Origin of the sequence: Nonomuraea sp. NPDC050643, from assembly GCF_040654715.1 — a bacterium.
In the GTDB taxonomy this organism is placed as follows: Bacteria; Actinomycetota; Actinomycetes; order Streptosporangiales; family Streptosporangiaceae; genus Nonomuraea.
The window spans coordinates 1-17,982 of the sequence record NZ_JBFAIM010000126.1; the positions used below are offsets into that span (position 1 = coordinate 1).

General features: G+C 71.2%; 18 protein-coding genes and 1 pseudogene. 9 read left to right on the top strand and 10 right to left on the bottom strand.

Going from position 1 to position 17,982, the window contains the following annotated elements; translation table 11 throughout:
* The first annotated feature begins 105 nt into the window (after positions 1 to 105).
* The 3 genes from AB0I15_RS65300 (at position 106) to AB0I15_RS65310 (ending at position 2,605) form a co-directional block, all read left to right on the top strand.
* Positions 106 to 945, top strand: a complete 840-nt coding sequence (locus AB0I15_RS65300) for a sugar ABC transporter permease (RefSeq protein ID WP_358120484.1) — start codon at positions 106 to 108, stop codon at positions 943 to 945.
* 2 nt (positions 946 to 947) lie between these two features.
* On the top strand, positions 948 to 1,763 hold the full coding sequence (locus tag AB0I15_RS65305) for a carbohydrate ABC transporter permease (protein WP_358120439.1): 816 nt from the start codon (positions 948 to 950) through the stop codon (positions 1,761 to 1,763).
* 83 nt (positions 1,764 to 1,846) lie between these two features.
* Positions 1,847 to 2,605, top strand: coding sequence for a GntR family transcriptional regulator (locus AB0I15_RS65310; RefSeq protein ID WP_358120442.1), 759 nt, complete (start codon positions 1,847 to 1,849; stop codon positions 2,603 to 2,605).
* Here the strand turns inward: AB0I15_RS65310 and AB0I15_RS65315 are convergent.
* Positions 2,583 to 4,940 carry an FAD-dependent oxidoreductase gene (locus AB0I15_RS65315; RefSeq protein ID WP_358120445.1) on the bottom strand — a complete coding sequence of 786 codons (2,358 nt, stop codon included), beginning with the start codon at positions 4,938 to 4,940 and terminating at the stop codon, positions 2,583 to 2,585. The two genes, AB0I15_RS65310 and AB0I15_RS65315, sit on opposite strands and share 23 nt — an antisense overlap.
* A gap of 68 nt (positions 4,941 to 5,008) precedes the next feature.
* Between AB0I15_RS65315 and AB0I15_RS65320 the strand changes: the two genes are divergently transcribed.
* Positions 5,009 to 5,914: a phosphotransferase gene (locus tag AB0I15_RS65320; RefSeq protein WP_358120447.1), complete on the top strand. Its 906-nt coding sequence runs from the start codon at positions 5,009 to 5,011 to the stop codon at positions 5,912 to 5,914.
* A 4-nt stretch (positions 5,915 to 5,918) separates the two neighbouring features.
* Positions 5,919 to 6,524 (top strand): DUF4126 domain-containing protein, encoded by a 606-nt coding sequence (locus tag AB0I15_RS65325; protein ID WP_358120450.1) that lies wholly within the window; start codon positions 5,919 to 5,921, stop codon positions 6,522 to 6,524.
* A gap of 113 nt (positions 6,525 to 6,637) precedes the next feature.
* On the opposite strand, the gene AB0I15_RS65330 is transcribed toward AB0I15_RS65325, so the two are convergent.
* Together AB0I15_RS65330 and AB0I15_RS65335 are read right to left on the bottom strand one after the other, a co-directional pair.
* Positions 6,638 to 7,492 (bottom strand): alpha/beta hydrolase, encoded by an 855-nt coding sequence (locus AB0I15_RS65330; RefSeq protein WP_358120453.1) that lies wholly within the window; start codon positions 7,490 to 7,492, stop codon positions 6,638 to 6,640.
* Positions 7,493 to 8,260, bottom strand: a complete 768-nt coding sequence (locus AB0I15_RS65335; RefSeq protein WP_358120456.1) for a glucose 1-dehydrogenase — start codon at positions 8,258 to 8,260, stop codon at positions 7,493 to 7,495.
* 138 nt (positions 8,261 to 8,398) lie between these two features.
* On the opposite strand from AB0I15_RS65335, the gene AB0I15_RS65340 reads away from it, so the two are divergent.
* The gene (locus AB0I15_RS65340) at positions 8,399 to 9,004 is read left to right on the top strand and encodes a hypothetical protein (RefSeq protein WP_358120458.1); all 606 of its coding nucleotides are present in this window, start codon (positions 8,399 to 8,401) and stop codon (positions 9,002 to 9,004) included.
* Positions 9,005 to 9,118: 114 nt separating this feature from the next.
* Here AB0I15_RS65340 and AB0I15_RS65345 read toward each other — a convergent pair whose 3' ends face one another.
* Entirely contained in the window at positions 9,119 to 9,679 is a 561-nt protein-coding gene (locus AB0I15_RS65345; protein WP_358120461.1) for a hypothetical protein, read from the bottom strand.
* 243 nt (positions 9,680 to 9,922) lie between these two features.
* Between AB0I15_RS65345 and AB0I15_RS65350 the strand changes: the two genes are divergently transcribed.
* The gene (locus AB0I15_RS65350; protein ID WP_358120464.1) at positions 9,923 to 10,798 is read left to right on the top strand and encodes an RIO1 family regulatory kinase/ATPase; all 876 of its coding nucleotides are present in this window, start codon (positions 9,923 to 9,925) and stop codon (positions 10,796 to 10,798) included.
* Between the two features lie 279 nt (positions 10,799 to 11,077).
* Here AB0I15_RS65350 and AB0I15_RS65355 read toward each other — a convergent pair whose 3' ends face one another.
* Positions 11,078 to 11,626, bottom strand: a complete 549-nt coding sequence (locus AB0I15_RS65355) for a PadR family transcriptional regulator (RefSeq protein ID WP_358120467.1) — start codon at positions 11,624 to 11,626, stop codon at positions 11,078 to 11,080.
* Positions 11,627 to 11,684: 58 nt separating this feature from the next.
* Between AB0I15_RS65355 and AB0I15_RS65360 the strand changes: the two genes are divergently transcribed.
* Both AB0I15_RS65360 and AB0I15_RS65365 read left to right on the top strand, forming a co-directional pair.
* Positions 11,685 to 12,446, top strand: coding sequence for an alpha/beta fold hydrolase (locus AB0I15_RS65360; protein WP_358120469.1), 762 nt, complete (start codon positions 11,685 to 11,687; stop codon positions 12,444 to 12,446).
* A gap of 86 nt (positions 12,447 to 12,532) precedes the next feature.
* Positions 12,533 to 13,351: an MBL fold metallo-hydrolase gene (locus AB0I15_RS65365; protein ID WP_358120471.1), complete on the top strand. Its 819-nt coding sequence runs from the start codon at positions 12,533 to 12,535 to the stop codon at positions 13,349 to 13,351.
* Between the two features lie 337 nt (positions 13,352 to 13,688).
* Here AB0I15_RS65365 and AB0I15_RS65370 read toward each other — a convergent pair whose 3' ends face one another.
* The 5 genes and pseudogenes from AB0I15_RS65370 to AB0I15_RS65390 all read right to left on the bottom strand — a co-directional run.
* Positions 13,689 to 14,303, bottom strand: coding sequence for a PepSY domain-containing protein (locus AB0I15_RS65370; RefSeq protein WP_358120474.1), 615 nt, complete (start codon positions 14,301 to 14,303; stop codon positions 13,689 to 13,691).
* Between the two features lie 59 nt (positions 14,304 to 14,362).
* A complete protein-coding gene (gene uvrB, locus AB0I15_RS65375) occupies positions 14,363 to 16,474 on the bottom strand; it encodes an excinuclease ABC subunit UvrB (RefSeq protein ID WP_358120476.1) in 2,112 nt (703 codons plus the stop codon).
* Positions 16,475 to 16,509: 35 nt separating this feature from the next.
* A complete protein-coding gene (locus AB0I15_RS65380) occupies positions 16,510 to 16,743 on the bottom strand; it encodes a helix-turn-helix transcriptional regulator (RefSeq protein ID WP_358120479.1) in 234 nt (77 codons plus the stop codon).
* Positions 16,744 to 16,757: 14 nt separating this feature from the next.
* Entirely contained in the window at positions 16,758 to 17,312 is a 555-nt protein-coding gene (locus tag AB0I15_RS65385; protein ID WP_358120482.1) for a hypothetical protein, read from the bottom strand.
* A 7-nt stretch (positions 17,313 to 17,319) separates the two neighbouring features.
* A pseudogene (locus AB0I15_RS65390) lies at positions 17,320 to 17,892 on the bottom strand (ABC transporter ATP-binding protein); the annotation flags it as partial.
* Positions 17,893 to 17,982 lie beyond the last annotated feature (90 nt).

Here is a 17,982-nt window from a genome sequence, read left to right on the forward strand (position 1 = left end):
CTCGACCTCGGGCTGGAACGCCGCCCCCCCCCCCCCCGGCGCGGGGAGGGGGCGACCCGCCGGCTCGCGCGCCCCTCCCCCTGGCGCGGACGCCGGGCGCGCGGCCTGCTCTACGTGCTGCCCGCGCTCGCGGTCTACCTCGGGTTCGCCATCTGGCCGGCGATCAACACGCTGCGCCTGTCCCTGCTGAACTGGGACGGCATCCTCCCGGCCACCTGGGCGGGCTTCGGCAACTACGTCAAGATCTTCCGGGACTCGGCGCTGTACGAGGCCATCCTGCACAGCCTCGTGCTGATCATCTTCTTCGCGGCCATCCCCATCGCCGTCGGGCTGGTCATGACGGCCCTGCTGATGGGCAAGGTCCGCCGCGGGATGACCTTCTTCCGGATCGTCTTCTTCCTGCCCCAGGTCCTGCCGCTGGTCGCCGTCGGCATCACCTGGCGCTGGTTCTACAGCGACACCGGCGGCGTCAACCAGATCCTCGACCTGCTGGGGCTCGGCTCGATCACCCGCGCCTGGCTGGGCGACTACCAGCTCGCGCTGGTCGCGCTCGGCCTCATCGGCACGTGGACGATGAGCGGGCTGTGCATGATGCTCTTCCTGGCCGGCGCGCAGAAGATCGACCCGTCCCTGTACGAGGCCGCCAAGCTCGACGGGGCCGGGACCTTCCGCCAGTTCCGCCACGTCACCCTGCCCGGAGTGCGCAGGGAGATCACCGTCGCCGGCGTCATCACCACGATCGCGGCGCTGGCCAGCTTCGACCTCGTCTTCGTCACCACCAACGGCGGCCCCGCCGGGCAGACCAACGTGCCCGGCCTGCTCGTCTACCGGCTGGCCTTCAACGAGGGCGACATCGGCGGGGCCAGCGCGCTGGCCGTCGTGCTGACCGTGATCGTGATCGCCGCGGTCAGCGCCGTCCGGTTCTTCACCAGGGATAAGGATTGATCATGCGTGGCGGTGTCGGAGTCCGGTACGGAGTACTCGTCCTGCTGGCTGTCATGATCCTGGTGCCGTTCGCCGGCATCATCCTGGCCGCCCTGCATCCCCCCGGCTCTCAGCTCGACGGGCTGAGCATCCCCGACCGGTGGTCGTGGGAGAACTTCACGCTCGCCTGGGAGCGCGGCAACATGACCGCTCTCATGCGCTCGAGCGTGCTGATCGCGGTCTTCGTGGTGCCGCTCTCGGTGGCCCTGGCCGTGCTCGCCGGATACGGGCTGACCATCCTGCGGGTGTGGGGGCACAAGGCGCTGTCGTTCGGGTTCGTGATCGGGCTCACGCTGCCGATGGAGCTCATCGTGGTGGCGCTCTACTTCAACCTGCGCGAGGTCGGGCTCACCAACTCCTACGTCGGCATCATCCTCGCCGAGGCGGCCCTGTTCATGCCGTTCGGCGTCTACTGGATGCAGACCCACTTCTCGAACGTGCCGGACGAGCTCGTCGAGGCGGCGCGCATCGACGGGGCCCGGGATCTCATCGTGCTGCTGCGGGTGCTGCTGCCGATCTCGTGGCCGGCGGTCACCACGCTGTCGGTGCTGTACTTCATGTGGTCGTGGAACCAGTTCATGCTGGTGCTGGTCATGATGCAGGATCCCGACAGGCGCACCGCGCCGAGCGGGCTGGGGCTCTTCGTCGGCCAGTACACGACGGACATCCCCCTGCTGGCGGCGGCCTGCCTGATCGTCATCGCACCCATCGTCGTGGTCTACCTCCTCTTCCAGCGCAGCTTCGTCAACGGCATCACCCAGGGCGCCATCAAGGGCTGACCCCTAGGACCCTGGCAGTGGTCGGGAATGGGGGTGGGTAGGTGGTTTGGCTTTTTTGCCACCCCCCGTGCCAAGATGCCCGTGTGGTCGGCACCCCGCCTGAGCTGGAGCGTGGCACCGGCGTCCCCGCGCACGTGCAGATCGAGCGCTGGCTGCTCGAGTCGATCTCCCGGGGCGACCCGGCGCCGGGCGAGCGGCTGCCCGGTGAGCGGGAGCTGGCCGGCCGCCTGGGCGTGAGCAGGATGACGCTCAGGCAGGCCCTGGCCACCCTGGAACGCGACGGCGTCCTGGTCAGGATCCCGGGCCGGGCGGGCGGCGCGTTCGTGGCCGAGCCGCGCATCGAGTGCGACCTGACCGGCCTGGCCGGGTTCACCGAGCAGATGCGCCGGGCCCACCTGCGCGCCGAGGCCCGGATCCTGGCGGCGCGGACGGTGCCCGCCCCCACGGCGGTGGCCAGGCGGCTGGAGGTGGCGCCGGGCGCGCCGGTGCACGAGGTGGCCCGGGTACGGTCGGCGGGCCGGTCACCGGTGGCGCTCGAGCGCTCCTACTTCCCCGACCTGCCCGGCCTGCTCGACCAGGACCTCACCGGCTCCCTCTACACGCTGCTGGCCACCTGCTACGACCTGGCGCCGTACACGGCGGTCGAGCATCTCGACCCGGTGATCGCCCGTCCCGGCGACGCCGGCGAGCTGGGCATCGCGCCGGGGACGCCGCTGATGCTCATCGAGCGGACGGCGTACGCGATGGACGGCACGCCGGTGGAGTTCGCCCGCGACCTGTTCCGCCCCGACCGCGTACGGATCTCGGTGCGCAGCGGCGTCACGGGACCAGCGGGGTCTTGACCACCGTGCCCGGCACCCACGCGCCCTCGACCTCGATCTCGGCCTCGGTGCCCGGCTGGGCCTCCAGGTAGGCGTAGGCGATGGAGGCGCGGGCGGTGTAGCCGTAGCCGCCGGAGGTGACGCGGGAGACCACCCGGCCGTCCACGCGTACCGGCTCGTTGCCGAGGGCGACGGCCCTCGGGTCGCTCAGCGTCACGCACCGCAGCCGCCGCTCCGGGGCGGGGTCGAGGGCGTCCCTGCCGAGGAACTCCTTGTCGGGTTTGACGCAGAAGCCGAGCCCCGCCTCGTACGGGGTCGTCTCGGGGCCGAGGTCCGCCCCCCACACCCGGTACCCCTTCTCCAGCCGGAGGCTGTCGATGGCCCGGTAGCCGCCGGCCACCAGCCCGTACGGCTCCCCCGCCCGCCACAGCGTCTGCCACAGCCCGAGCCCGTACTCGCTGGAGCAGTAGAGCTCCCAGCCGTGCTCCCCCACGAACGTCACCCGCAGCGCCAGCACCGGCACGTCGCCCACGGTGATCTCCCGCGACGACATGAACGGGAAGTCCATCGGGTCGGGCGTGAGCCCCCGCATGACGTCGGCGGCGCGCGGCCCCCACAGGGCGAAGCAGGCGTACTGGCCGGTCACGTCGGCGATGCGCGCCTTCGAGCCCGTGTGCGCGGCCTGCTTGCGCAGCCAGCCGAGGTCGTGCGAGCCGAACGCGGTGCCGGTGACGACGAGGAACTCCTCCTCGCCGCGCCTGGTCACGGTGAAGTCGCACTCGATCCCGCCGCGCCGGTTGAGCGCCTGCGTGTACGTGACCGCGCCGACGTCGCGGGCGACCCGGTTGTCGCACACCCACTCCAGCAGCTCGGCGGCGTCCGGCCCGGCGACCTCGATCTTGGCGAACGAGCTTTCGTCGAACAGCCCCGCCGCCGTCCGGGTGGCGCGGTGCTCGGCCGCCGTCGCCGACGACCATTCCCGGCCCGCCCACCCCCTCGGCCGCTCCCCCTCACCGCTCTGGTTGGCGGCGTAGTAGTTGACCCGCTCCCAGCCCGACTTCTCCCCGAAGACGGCCCCGTGGGCGGCGTGCCAGGAGTAGGCGGGCGAGACCCGCAGCGGCCGCCCGGCGGTGCGCTCGTGGCCGGGGTAGCGGATGTCGTAGTAGGTCTCGTAGTTCTCGACCGCCCGCTTGAGCGTGTACGACGGCGAGCGGTAGTGGCGGCCGAACCGGCGGACGTCCATGTGCCACAGGTCCATGCTGGGCTCGCCCTCGACGATCCACTCGGCCATGACCTTGCCGATGCCGCCCGCGCCCGCGATGCCGTGCGCGCAGAACCCGGCCGCGACGAAGAACCCGGCCACCTCGGTCTCGCCCAGGCAGAACTCGTTGTCGGGGGTGAACGCCTCGGGGCCGTTGATCAGTTTGCGGATGCCGACGTCGGACATCGCGGGCACGCGGATCCTGGAGTTGTCGGAGATCTCCTCGAACCTGGGCCAGTCCTCGGGCAGGAGGCGGCCGTTGAAGTCGGCGGGCACCGCGTCGTAGGCGTCGTGGCCGGCCGTCCAGGGGGCGCAGGTGCGCTCGTATCCGCCCATGACCAGGCCCTGGACCTCCTGCCGGTAGTAGACGAGCAGGTCGGGGTCGCGCAGCGTGGGCAGGCCGGTGTGGTCGTGGAAGGCGTCGCTCACCACGTACTGGTGCGACATGGGCACGATCGGGACCCGCACCCCGGCCATGCGGCCGATCTCGGCGGCGAACATGCCGCCGCAGTTGACCACGATCTCGCACGCGATGTCGCCCTGGTCGGTGCGCACGCCCGTGACCCGGCCGTTCTCGACGCCGACGCCCAGCACGCGGACGCCGGTGCGGATGGTGGCGCCGCCCTCGCGGGCGCGGGCGGCGAGCGCGTAGCAGAGCTGCGAGGGGTCGATCTGGCCGTCGGTCGGCAGGTAGGCCGCCCCCACGACCCCTTCCGGGTCCATGAGCGGGAACAGCTCCACGGCCTCGGCCACCGAGATCTCCGTGAGCGGCAGCCCGAACGTGCGCGCCCAGCCGATCTGGCGGCGGATCTCCTCCATGCGCTCGGACGTGGAGGCCAGCTTGATGCCGCCGCACTCCGTCCACCCGGCGTCCAGCGTCCGGTAGAGCTCGACGGAGTACTGGTTCATCCTGGTCAGCGTGGGGTCGGCGCGCAGTTGCCCGACGAGCCCCGCCGAGTGGAAGGTGGAGCCGCTGGTGAGCTCGTCGCGTTCCAGCAGGACGACGTCGCGTTCGCCGAGTTGGGTGAGGTGGTAGGCGACGGACGCGCCGCCCACCCCGCCGCCGATGATCACGATGCGGGCCGAGTCGCTCATGGTCGCGAGGCTAACCGGCACGCCGTAAAAGGTCTAGACCGTTTGGGGCGGCAGAGCTAGCATCGAGCATGGCCGCGCCCGAGGTCCTCGACCGCATTCCCCTGCTGTCCGGCGTCCCGCGCTCCGTGGAGCTGCTGCCGGGCGGGCTGACCAACCACAACTACAAGGTCACCACGCCGTCCGGCGCGTACGTCGTGCGCGTGTGGGCCAGCGACGGGACCCTGCTGGCCATCGACAGGGACGCCGAGCACGCCAACTCGATCGCGGCCGCGCGGGCCGGGGTCGGGGCGCCGGTCCACGCCTATCTGCCCGAACTCGGGGTGCTGGTCGTCGGCTTCCTGCCGGGGCGCACCTTCACCGAGGCCGATCTGCGCGATCTCGCGAACCTGCCCCGGGTGGCCCGGGCGTGTCGCCTGCTGCACGCGGGGCCGCGGTTCGTCGGCGACTTCGACATGTTCGAGATCCAGCAGCGCTATCTGGCGATCGTGCGGGAGCGCGGCTTCCGCCTGCCGCCGCGCTATCTGGACTTCATGCCCACCGTCCTCCAGATCCACAAATGTCTGGCGGTGCGCGACGAGGGCACCGTGCCGTGCAACAACGACCTGCTGCCCGGCAACATCCTCGACGACGGCGAGCGCATCCGGCTGATCGACTACGAATACGCGGGCAACAACGACCCCTGCTTCGAGCTCGGCAACATCTGGAGCGAATCCGACCTGCCGCTCGGTCACCTGGAGGAGCTCGTCACCGCCTACTACGGCCGCCGGCTCCGCCACAAGATCGCCCGCGCCCGGCTGCTGGGCCTGATGTCGAAATACGGCTGGACACTCTGGGCCTCCATCCAGGACGGCGCGAACGAGAGCATCGACTTCGACTTCTGGTCGTGGGGCATGGAGAAGTACGAGCGGGCGGTGTCCGAATTCACCGCTTCCGGCCTGGCGGCGCTCATGGACGAGGCCGCGCGGGCAGACTAGGGGAATGCTCGCCGCACTGACCGGCCTGGGCCTGTCCACGGCCGCCGGCCTGAACGCCTATATCCCGCTCCTGGTCGTGGGCGTGCTCGCGAACCTCACCGACTCCGTGAAGCTCCCCGACGGCTACGCGTGGCTGTCGAACTGGGGTGTGCTCGCGGTGATCGCGGTGCTGCTGGCCGCCGAGATGGTGCTCGACAAGGTGCCCGCCGTCGACAGCGTCAACGACGCCATCCAGACCGTCGTACGCCCGGCGTCCGGCGGCGTGGTCTTCTCGGCCACGAACGCCGCCGCCGAGTTCGAGCACTCCACCTGGATGACCGAGCACCCGTGGGCCGGATGGCTGCTGGGCATCGTGGTGGCGCTGGCCGTGCACGCGCTCAAGGCCGCCGCCCGCCCGGTGATCAACGCCGGCACGGCGGGCGTGGGCGCGCCGGTCGTGAGCACGGCCGAGGACGCCGGCTCGCTCGGCATGAGCCTGATCGCCGTGTTCACGCCCGTGCTGGTGATCGTCGCGCTGCTGCTGCTCGCGGTGCCGGCGTGGTGGCTGATCAGGCGCGTACGCCGCTTCCGCGCCCGCAGGAGGGCCGCGCGAAGTCAGCCGCCAGGCTGATGCCGGGTCCGCCCACGGGGTGACGCCGGGCCGCCCGCGCCCTCATACCGTTGGCCTGGCGAACAACCCGATGATCCGTGTGGGCGTCAATGTGGCCCCCAACCCTGGCGCGCTCACACCGTGGCAGGCCCGGCGGCGGTCGCACCCGCGCCGCCACCGGGCCTGCGTCGCTCCAGGCCGCGCAGCCAGCCCTCCAGGAGGTGCACGAACTCGGCCGGGCGCTCCTCGTGCAGCCGGTGGCTCGACCCCTCCCAGCACACGACCTTGGACGCGGGGTCCTTCAGCAGCCCGGCCTCCCAGCTCGCCCGTTCGGGGTCGGCCCAGATCGACAGCACCGGGCACCGCCTGCGCGCCAGGTAGTCGTCGCCGGCCGGGCGCAGCCCGATGGCGCCGGGGCCCGTGAACAGCGCCTCGAACGCCTCGGCCAGGACGTGCGGCGGCATGCCGTACAGCCTGCGCTTGTGCCAGCGCCTGATGACGGCGGGGGTGGCGGCGTTCGTGCACCACTCGTCGATCTGCTCGGCGGCGGCGTGGGGGTGCTCGCCGCGCAGTCCGGCGAGCATCTGGGGGAAGCCGCGGGCCACGTCGGGCGTGACGCCGTAGCCGGGGTCGAGGGTGACGAGCCCGCGTACCCGGTCCGGGTGCTCGACGGCCAGGATGGAGACCACCTGGGCGCCCATGGAGTGCCCGACCGCGACCACCGGGGCGATGCCGAGCCGGCCGAGCAGGACGTCGAGGTCCCCGGCCATCATGCGCGGCGTGTTGCCGGACTCGGGGACGGAGGAGTAGCCGTGCCCGCGCAGGTCCACGGCGATCACGCGGCGCCTGGCGGCCAGCGCGTCGATGTGCCACGACCACTGGTGGGAGTCGGTGCCCCAGCCGTGCACGAGCAGCAGCGGCGTCCGCTCGCCGCCTCCGTCGTCGGTGTAGAAGAGCCTGATCCCGGCCCCGACGTCCGCGTACGGCATCTAGGCACCGCCCTGCTCGCCCAGCCGAGGCAGGAGGGCCGACTCCCCGGCCGTCCAGCCGCCGTCGACGGCGAGTTCGGCGCCGGTCACGTAGGAGGCGGCGTCGGACAGCAGGAACGCGATCGCCTCCGCGACCTCCTCGGGCTCGCCCCACCGCCCGGCCGGGGCGAGCGGGAACGTCCCCTCCCCTGACACGGCCCCGAACTGCGTCGTCATCGGTGTGACGATCATCCCGGGATGTACGGAGTTGACCCGGATCCGATCCCGCCCGAACTCCAGCGCCGCGATCTTGGTGAGACCGCGCACGCCCCACTTGGACGCGCCGTACCCGCCGGTGCCGGGCAGGGCGAACAGGCCCGCGACCGACGACAGGTTCACGACGGCGCCGCCGCCCGCCGCACGCATGGGCCCGGCCACGGCCTTGAGCCCCAGGAAGACGCCGACCAGGTTGACCTGGAGCACGCGCTCGAACTCCGCCAGCGGCTGCTGCTCGATCGGCAGGAGGGTGGCGATGCCGGCGTTGTTCACCAGGCCGTCGATCCGCCCGTGCTCCTCCAGGGTCTCGGCGACCACGGCCGCCCACTGGTCCTCGCTGGTGACGTCATGGGCGATGAACCTGGCGCCGAGGTCCTTGGCTGTCGCCGTACCCTCTTCCACCAGCACGTCGGTGAGCACGACTCGCGCCCCCGCCGCGACGCACCGCCGCGCGGTGGCCGCCCCCATGCCGCGGGCGCCACCCGTGATGATCACAATCTTGCCGTTGAGCACGTGTCCTGCCCCTTCCGCGGTCCTGCCGGACATGTGCACTGAAACACAGCGGCTCCTCGTGGATCAAGTGCTTGCTTGGGCCCGCGCGCCAGTACGGCTCCGGCAGACTATCCTTCAAGACACCAACACCAACAGGAGGTGGCGAAGATCGGCGAGTTCCTTGTCATCGTGCTGGTGATCCTGGCGTTCTTCCTGCTCTTGGGCGGCGTCGGGATCTACTTGCTGGTCAAGCTCGGCAAGAAGGCGGCGGTGAAGGCCAAGCAGGCCACGACCCGGCTGTCCACGCACGTCAACGCGATGGGCACAGGCGACGCCGCCGAGGTCGAACGCCTCCGGCTCGACCTGCGCCGCGAGGTGTCCCTCACCCGCCAGGCCGTCGAGCAGGCGCAGCACCAGGGCTGGGGCCTGGGCGACCTGCCCCACCTCTTGGCCGACCTGTCGGCCCAGGCCGACGTCCATGACGGTCAGCTCGGCACATACGCCCAGCAGCGCCGGCTGTCGCCCTACGTCGACCACGCCACCCTCGACCGGCTCAGGCAGCACCAGGCGAAGCTGACGGCGATGTGCGCCCGCATCCGCGCCGACCTCCTGAGCGACCAGGTGCACCACACGTCGACGGGCATCGCCGACCTCACCTCCCGCACAGACCTGGAGATCGAGGCCCGCCGCCGCGCCCCCGACCCGCTGGACGAGATCGACGAGCTCTACCGGCGCACGATGGAGGAACGCAAGGACCGCCCCTGACGGTCACTCGACGGGGCATGGTTCAGCCGCCGGCGCAACCCGATGACGACGGTCGTTCCCCCGGGAGAAGAGCCTCCCCGTCGTCCACACGTCCGGGTCGCGGATCAGCACCGCTCAGGCGGTGCCCCACTCGTCGTAGATCAGGGCGGCGAGTCGTGCCTCCGAAGCGCCCTTGTTGGCCAGGGCCTTGGTTGCCTGTGCCTGGGCCATGGTGGGGAGGCGACCGTCCAGGAGGACGGGCAGGGAGAGCCGGCGCAGCAGCACCTCCGACGCCGAGATCCCCGACGGGCGCCGCGTCACGGCCACGTTGACCCGCAGCGCGTGCTCGTTGCCGGGCGGCACGCCGGGCCGGTCGATCTCCCTGGCCGCATAGCGAAAGCCGTTGGCCAGGTCGCACGGGCCGCATCCGGCCGGTCCCCTGCCGAGCCTTCCGCCGCATTCGCCGCACGTCAGACGGTCGTAGGCGGCGTCGACCACGCGCCACAGGTGCCGGTCCGGCTCGTCCACGACCATCTCGGCGATGAGCCGCTCGTCCGGCGGCTCCGACGTGCCGAACTCGCGCTCGAGGAAGGCCCGCCAGCCCTCCTCCACGATCTCGTCCACCAGCCCGGCGCACCGGGCGCAGCCGTGGGCGCCGGCGGGCTCCCAGTGGTCGCACTCCTCGCAGCGTCGCATGGCCGCACCGTACCGAGTGGTCCGCGCGGGACGCATCGCCTTTTGGAGCCGGCCGATATTCGGTTGCGGCCACCTGGACGGGCTTGGCATACTCGGTCCGGTTGATCATTCGCGACGCGAAGGGAGGGTGAGACCGTGACGACGACTGTTCGCGTGCCGTTTTCCGCGTCCTCATACCTTCCCACCGGGCGTCCGCTGACCTGATCACCGCGCCGGTGGGTCTCACACCTGGAGTCATCCACCGTGCCGAAGCACTCGCAACACCGCAGCCGTGGCAAGTACGCCCTCGACGCCGACGACATCGCATGGCTCGAGAGCACCCCTGAGACCGACGACGGCCCGCCGGAAGGCGACCGCTGGTCCACCTGGGACCAGAGCACGCCGACGGAGAAGGGCCCGCGACCATACCCGGACTGGCTGGTCACCGAGCTGGCCGCCGTCGACACCGAGCACGGCGTGCTCAAGACCGGCAAGGAAGCCGACGTCCACCTGATCTCCCGCGGCGTGCCCGGCACCGACCGGGTGTGCCTGCTCGCCGCCAAGCGTTACCGCTCCTCCGAGCACCGGCTCTTCCACCGCGACTCCGGTTACCTGGAGGGCCGCAGGACCCGCGACGACCGCATGAACCGGGCCATGGCCAACCGCACCGCGTTCGGCAGGCAGGCGATCGCGGGGCAGTGGGCGGTGTCGGAGTTCGGGGCGTTGTGCCGGTTGTGGAGGCTGGGGGTGCCGGTGCCGTATCCGGTGCAGATCGTCGGGACGGAGATCCTTCAGGAGTTCATCGGAACCCCCGACGGGTACGCCGCTCCGCGCCTGGCCCAGGTGTCCGACGGCCTGGACGACCTGTGGGAGCAGCTCGTGGCGGCCATGGTCACGCTGGCCGGGGAGGGGCTGGCGCACGGGGACCTGTCGCCGTACAACCTGCTGGTACGGGACGGCAGGCTGGTGATCATCGACCTGCCGCAGATCGTGGACGTGATCGCGCACCCGACGGGGCCGTCCTTCCTCGACCGCGACGCCCGCAACGTCGCCACCTGGTTCGCCGCCAAGGGCGTCACGGCGGCCGACCCCGACACCCTGGCCACCCTGCTGCGCAAGGAAGCGGGAGTGGCGGCCTGACCACCCGCCGATGGGGGCAAGACACCGTCCCCTGGCGGAACGGAGGGCCGGCCACCCAAACCGCCCGGCCGCTGACCTCCGGCCTCCGGCGGAACGGGAGCACGGCCATCCGGGCCGCCGGCGTTCGGTGGCGGCCCGGCGGCGGCTGCGCGGCCGTCCTTCGTTGAGGGCGGGAGTCGCCGAGCGGTCAGGGACCCGGCGGCGGCGACGTCACGCGGGACCGTGGCCCGGTGGCCTCGATGAGAGGCCGCGTCGGGGCCCGGCGGTCTGCTCGGCCGTTCAGGTGACGCGAGAGCGCGCCCCCGTCTCCTCAAGGGAGGCGATGGTCGTGCGCAGCCAGGTCAGCTCGGCCTCGCTGGTGGCGTGGGCGATGGTCAGCAGGCCCTGCCTGAACGGGTCGGCGAACTCCTCGGCGCCCATCGGCCGGTCCCCCTCGTAGAAGAAGCTCGTCGGCTCCTCCAGGAACGCCAGCCGCCTGCGCAGCACCGCCGCCTGATCGACGGGAGCGTCCAGGTGGCGCAGGAACGCCAGCAGCGTGAACCATCGGTTCTCGTCGCTGATGTCCAGCTCGTCCGGCTCTCGCAGCCGCCGCTCCAGCTCGGCGTGCCCCTCGGGTGTCAGGTAGAGCATGCGCCGTGGCGCCGCGGCCATCCCCGGCTCGTCCTTCCTGATCAGCCGGCCGGCCGCGGCCATCCGTTTGATCGCGGGGTAGAGCGTCCCGTCGGCGACCGGGCGTACGTGCCCCATCAGCGCCGCCACCCGCCTGCGCAGGTCGTAACCGTGTAAGGGCTGATCCCTGAGGAACCCGAGAATTGCCAGCTCCAGCATGGATGCATCATACCTCGGCGTCGATATATATTGACACCGATACATGAGGAGGCCCTTCATGCACGATGCCATCGTTCACCCCAGCGGCGCTCGCATGCGCTGGGTGGAGTTGCCAGGTGCGGAGCCGGCCCGCGTCTACGTCCACGGCCTCGGCGCCACCTCGGCCCCCTACTACGCGGAGGTCGCCGCCCACCCGCTGCTGCCGCGCCACCGTTCCCTGCTGATCGACCTGCTCGGGTTCGGCGTGAGCGACCGTCCCCGCGACTTCGACTACACCCTGGAGTCCCACGCCGACACCCTGGCCGAGGCCCTGCGCAAGGCCGGGGTCGGCAGCGCTTCGTTGATCGCGCACAGCATGGGCGGCGCGGTCGCGATCGTCCTGGCCACCCGCCATCCCGACCTGGTGGCCGGCCTGATCCTGGTGGACGCCAACCTCGACCCCTATCCCGCGAGCCCCATCCGGCCGGGCACCAGCGGCATCGCGGGATACACCGAGGAGGAGTTCGTGGGCGGCGCCTGGAAGGAGGTGCGCGACCGGGTCGGCCCGCACTGGTGGTCCACGATGCGGCTGGCGGACCTGCGCGGCCTCCACCGTACGGCGGTCAGCCTGGCCAGGGGCACCACGCCCACGATGCGCGAACTCCTGCTGGGCCTGCGAATCCCCCGCGCGTTCCTGCACCCGGAGGGCGCCGAGCCCGCCGCGGCGGGCGAGCTGAGGGCGTCGGGCGTGGAGGTGCTGAGCGTCCCGGAGTCGGGTCACAACATCATGCTGGACAACCCCGAAGCCTTCGCCCGCACCCTCGTGCCCCTCCTCCCCTGAGACCCGTTTTCCCGAGACGGGAGCCGATGTGCCGCCGGCCGTGCCGACTTGACTTGAACCGCGGTTCAAGTAGCAGGCTGGCCGTCATGCAGATCCATCACCTCAACTGCGGGTCCGTCCGGCAGATCGAAGCCACCTACGAGGGCCCCGCCCCCGCGCACGCCGTCAACCACTGCCTGCTGGTCGAAACCGGCTCCGAGGGCCTGGTCCTCATCGAGACCGGCCTCGGCCTGGACGACGTACGCGACCCCGCCGGCACCCTCGGCGCCGACTGGGTCCGGCTCTCCCAGCCCGTGCTGGACGAGAACGAGACCGCCGTCCGCCAGGTGGCCCGCCTCGGGTACGATCCTGACGACGTACGCCACATCATCGTGACCCACCTCGACGTGGACCATTGCGGCGGCCTGCCCGACTTCCCCGAGGCGCAGGTCCACGTGCTGGCGGCCGAGCTGGAAGCGGCGACCGCCCAGGCGCCCAGCTTCCGCTACCGCCCGGCCCACTGGGCGCACGGCCCGCACTGGGTCACCTACCCCACCGGCTCCGGCGACGACTGGTACGGCTTCGCCTCCCTGCAGCCCAAGGGGCTCCCGCCCGAGATTCGCCTGGTCCCGCTGGGCGGCCACACCGCCGGTCACACGGGGGTCGCGGTCAGGGGCGGCGACCGCTGGCTCCTGCACTGCGGCGACGCCTACTACTACCACCGTGAGCTGGACCCCGATCCCCACCCGCACCCGCTCCTGGACCTCGTGCAGACCAGCTCGGAGGTCCACCACGACCTGCGGCTCGGCACCCAGGCCCGGCTCCGCGAGCTCGTCCGCCGCCACGGCGACCAGGTCTCCCTCATCAGCGCCCACGACCCCTGGGAACTCGCCCACCACCGCACGCCCCAGAACACCACGCCATAGGCCCCAGCGTGTTCCTACCCGCCCCGGGGGTCGAGCCCGGAGCCGCACCAGTGTGTGACGGGCTCCCGCGACCGGCCCGCGAGGACTCTGTCCCACTCGCGCAGCGGCGGTGACGTGTTCGGCCAGGGCGTACGGGCTCCTGGCGACGTGGCCGGTGAGGCACAGGTGCTCACTGATCGCCGCCGGACGGCTCCCGCTGCTCGCCCGAATCCTGCGCGGTCCAGGTGACGCGCCGGATCCTCAGGTGCCAGGTCAGGACTCCGGGAGAGGCGGGCCGCATTGCGGCGGCCCGGGCCCGGTCGCGGACGGCCGGGCCCGGCGTTGAGGAGGTGGCCGGTCAGGAGGTGGCGCCGTTGTTCCTGACGATCGCGCCCGTGGCGGCGTCGACGGCGATCTCGTGCTTGACCCCGTCGGGCGTCACCACGTCCGACTCCCAGACCGTCCGGCCCGCCTCACCGTCCAGGTTGAGCTCCGTGATGCGCCCCTCGGGCACGGCGGCCAGGATCTTGTCCGCCGCCGCCGCGTAGTCGAGCTTGGCCGCGGCGACCCGTGCCCGATGCTCGGCCTTGTCCTCGGCGTCCTCGCCCTCCGTCGTGGGACCGCTGACCACCTTGCCCGACCGCACGTCGAGCTGGTGCTCCGTGCCGCCCTCGCCGACCACCTGAACCTCCCAGAGCCGCCCGTCCTCCTCCGTCTCGATCGAGATGAGCGTGGAGCCGGGCACGGCGGCCAGGGCCGCCTGGGCGGCCTGCTTGAGGTCGCCGGCCCCGGCGGCGCGGCTGGGGCCGGCCGTGGGCGAGTCGGAGGGCATGCCGGGTGGCATGGTGGCGGTGGGTGTGCCGGCGGTGGGGGAGGACTGGACGGCCAGTCGCTCCACCTCCCGCAGCACGGTGCCGCAGCCCCCCGTCAGCACGGTCGCTCCGACCAGGGCCCCGATGATCGTCTTGTTCATACCTGGGACGCTGCCCGCCAGAAGGTAAAGCATTCACCCAGGTCAGACGGCATATGCCCCTATTCGACCCCTGCCTCGCGCATGTCGCGCAGCTCGCGCTTGAGCTCCTTGATCTCGTCGCGCAGCCGGGCGGCCACCTCGAACTGCAGGTCGGCCGCGGACTGGTGCATCTGCTCGGTCAGCGACTCGATCAGGGACTCCATCTGGGCCCGCGGCATCTCGCCCGCGATGGTCTTGGCGTGCTGACCGGCCTGGCGGGCTGCGAAGCCGGGCACCGGGGCCTTGCCGCGCGACTGCTGCCGGCCGCTGCCGCCGAGGAGCTTGTCGGTGTCGGCGTCTTCGCGCTGCAGGGAGTCGAGGATGTCGGCGATCTTCTTGCGCAGCGGCTGCGGGTCGATGCCGTTGGCCTCGTTGTAGGCGATCTGCTTGGCCCGGCGCCGGTTGGTCTCGTCGATCGCCCGCTCCATGGACGGGGTGACCTTGTCGGCGTACATGTGGACCTGGCCGGAGACGTTACGGGCGGCGCGGCCGATCGTCTGGATCAGGGACGTCTCGGAGCGCAGGAAGCCCTCCTTGTCGGCGTCGAGGATCGCCACCAGCGACACCTCGGGCAGGTCGAGACCCTCGCGCAGCAGGTTGATGCCGACGAGCACGTCGAACTCGCCCACGCGCAGCTCGCGCAGCAGCTCGATGCGGCGCAGCGTGTCGACCTCGCTGTGCAGGTAGCGGACCCGGATGCCGAGCTCGAGGAGGTAGTCGGTGAGGTCTTCCGACATCTTCTTGGTCAGCGTCGTGACCAGGACGCGCTCGTCGCGATCGGCGCGCTCGCGGATCTCGTGGACCAGGTCGTCGATCTGGCCCTTGGTGGGCTTGACGACGATCTCGGGGTCGACCAGGCCGGTCGGGCGGATGACCTGCTCGACGACGTCGCCCTTGACCCGCCCCAGCTCGTAGGAGCCCGGGGTGGCCGACAGGTAGACGGTCTGGCCGATGCGCTCGAGGAACTCCTCCCACTTCAGCGGCCGGTTGTCGAGCGCCGACGGCAGCCGGAACCCGTGGTCGACCAGCGTGCGCTTGCGGGAGGCGTCGCCTTCGTACATGGCGCCGATCTGGGGCACCGTCTGGTGGGACTCGTCGAGGACCAGCACGAAGTCTTCGGGGAAGTAGTCGATCAGCGTGTTGGGCGCGCTGCCGGCCTCACGGCCGTCCATGTGGCGCGAGTAGTTCTCGATGCCGGAGCAGGTGCCGATCTGGCGCATCATCTCGATGTCGTACGTCGTGCGCATCCGCAGCCGCTGGGCCTCCAGCAGCTTGCCCTGCCGCTCCAGCTCCGCCAGCCGGTCGGCCAGCTCCGCCTCGATGCCGCCCACGGCCGCGGCCATGCGCTGCTCGCCGGCGACGTAGTGGGAGGCGGGGAAGATGTAGAGCTCTTCGTCCTCGGTGATGACCTCGCCGGTCAGCGGGTGCATGGTCGAGAGCTTCTCGATCTCGTCGCCGAACATCTCGATGCGGACGGCGAGCTCTTCGTATTTCGGGATGATCTCGATCGTGTCGCCGCGGACCCGGAACGTGCCCCGGGTGAAGGCCAGGTCGTTGCGCGTGTACTGCATGTCGACCAGGCGGCGCAGGAGCTGGTCGCGGTCGATGTCCATGCCGACGCGCAGCCGGGCCATGCGGTCGACGTATTCCTGCGGCGTGCCCAGGCCGTAGATGCACGAGACCGAGGCCACCACGATCGTGTCGCGGCGGGTGAGCAGCGAGTTGGTGGCCGAGTGGCGCAGCCGCTCGACCTCGTCGTTGATCGAGGAGTCCTTCTCGATGTAGGTGTCGCTCTGCGGCACGTAGGCCTCAGGCTGGTAGTAGTCGTAGTAGGAGACGAAATATTCGACCGCGTTGTTGGGCAGCATCTCGCGCAGCTCGTTGGCGAACTGCGCGGCGAGCGTCTTGTTGGGCTGCATGACCAGCGCGGGCCGCTGCAGGCGCTCGATCAGCCAGGCGATCGTGGCCGTCTTGCCGGTGCCGGTGGCGCCCAGCAGGACGTTGTCCTTCTCCCCGGCCTTGACGCGGCGCTCCAGCTCGGCGATGGCCGTCGGCTGGTCGCCGGAGGGAGTCATCTCGGTGACGACCTCGAAGGGCGCCACCTTCCGCTGCAAATCTGTGACCGGACGCATGGTGCCACTGTAGGCGGCCCCACTGACAGAAACCGTCAGGCGGAGCGCTCCCCTATCCGGGGGAACGGCGTGGTGGAGAAGACGACCTCGACCGGCACCTCGAAATAGTCGGCGATGCGCAGCGCCAGGTAAAGGCTGGGGCTGTATTCGCCGCGTTCCAGGTAGCCGATGGTCTGGTAGTGCACCCCCAGAGCGTCGGAAAGCTGCCTGCGGGTCACGTTCCGCTCTGCGCGCAGCAGCGCGATGCGGTTGTAGACGGTCTCGCTCATCACCGCGTATCTTCTCAGCCGAATCGCTGCAACGCCTGCTGCCTGCGCGCTTCCATCAGCGAGCCCGACTCGCGCCTGGCCATCCGGCGCAGGATCACGGGTGCCAGCAGCCCCAGCAGCAGATACCAGGGGATGGCGAGCCAGCCGCCCACTCCCACGCCGGCCAGCTCGGGCACGAACAGCAGCCCCGCGGCGAGCATGAGCGCCACGCTGGCCACCGTGGACAGCGACAGCGACACCACCTTGCCGACGAGATGGCCGACCATGCCCTGGGGCAGGGCCTTGGCCCTGAGCAGGGTGCCGTCCTCGCGTTCGACGGACAGCGCGCCGACCGCGCCGAGGAGCGCGTTGATCGGGACGATCAGGGCCAGCACGCCCGGCAGCGTGGCCGCGGCCAGCGACATGTCCGTGCCGGGCATCTTCGTGTCGCGCTGGAAGTACATCGCCACGATGAACACCGCGGTGCTGACGACGGTGAAGCCGACGTCCGCGGGAGAGGTGAGCAGGTGCTTGAACTCGATCCAGCCGCGCCGGAGCCCCAGCCGTACGGCGTGCGTCACGGGATTCACGCCTCCCCCTTCTCACGATGGCCATGTAGGTGTCCTCGAGCGTGGCCCGGCGCACCTCGAGGTCGCCGATGTCGGCGCCGTACTGCTCGAACAGGCCGCGGACGAACCCGGTGGCGTCGTCCGTGGCGTGCACGAAGTGCTCGCCGTCGCGGCTCCAGCGCACCTGGGCGTCGCGGGAGACCTCGCGGGCCAGCCGGTCGGGGCTGCCGTCGGCGACGATCTCGCCGCCGGACAGGATGAGGATGCGATCGGCGAGCTTCTCCGCCTCGTCGAGGTCGTGCGTGGTGAGCAGGATCGTCGTGTCGTCGAGGTCCGACAGGCGGTGGACCAGGTCGTGGAAGTCGCGCCTGGCCTGCGGGTCGAACCCGGCGGTCGGCTCGTCGAGGAAGAGCACCTCGGGCCGGCCCACGATGCGGCCCACGATGCGGCCCACGATGCCGATGGCCACGTCGAGGCGGCGCCGCTGGCCGCCGGACAGCCGGTTGATGCGCTGCCCGGCGTGCTCGGCGAGCCCGACCGTCTCGATCAGCTCGGTGGTGTCGAGCGGCCGGCGGGCGGGGTTCGCGTACGGCTCGTAGTGCCGCGTCAGGCCACGTTTGCCCTCTTCACGATGCGGCGTAGGCGAGGGTTATCGGTGTTGCGGTTTCGCCAGGCGATGTAGCGGCGGATC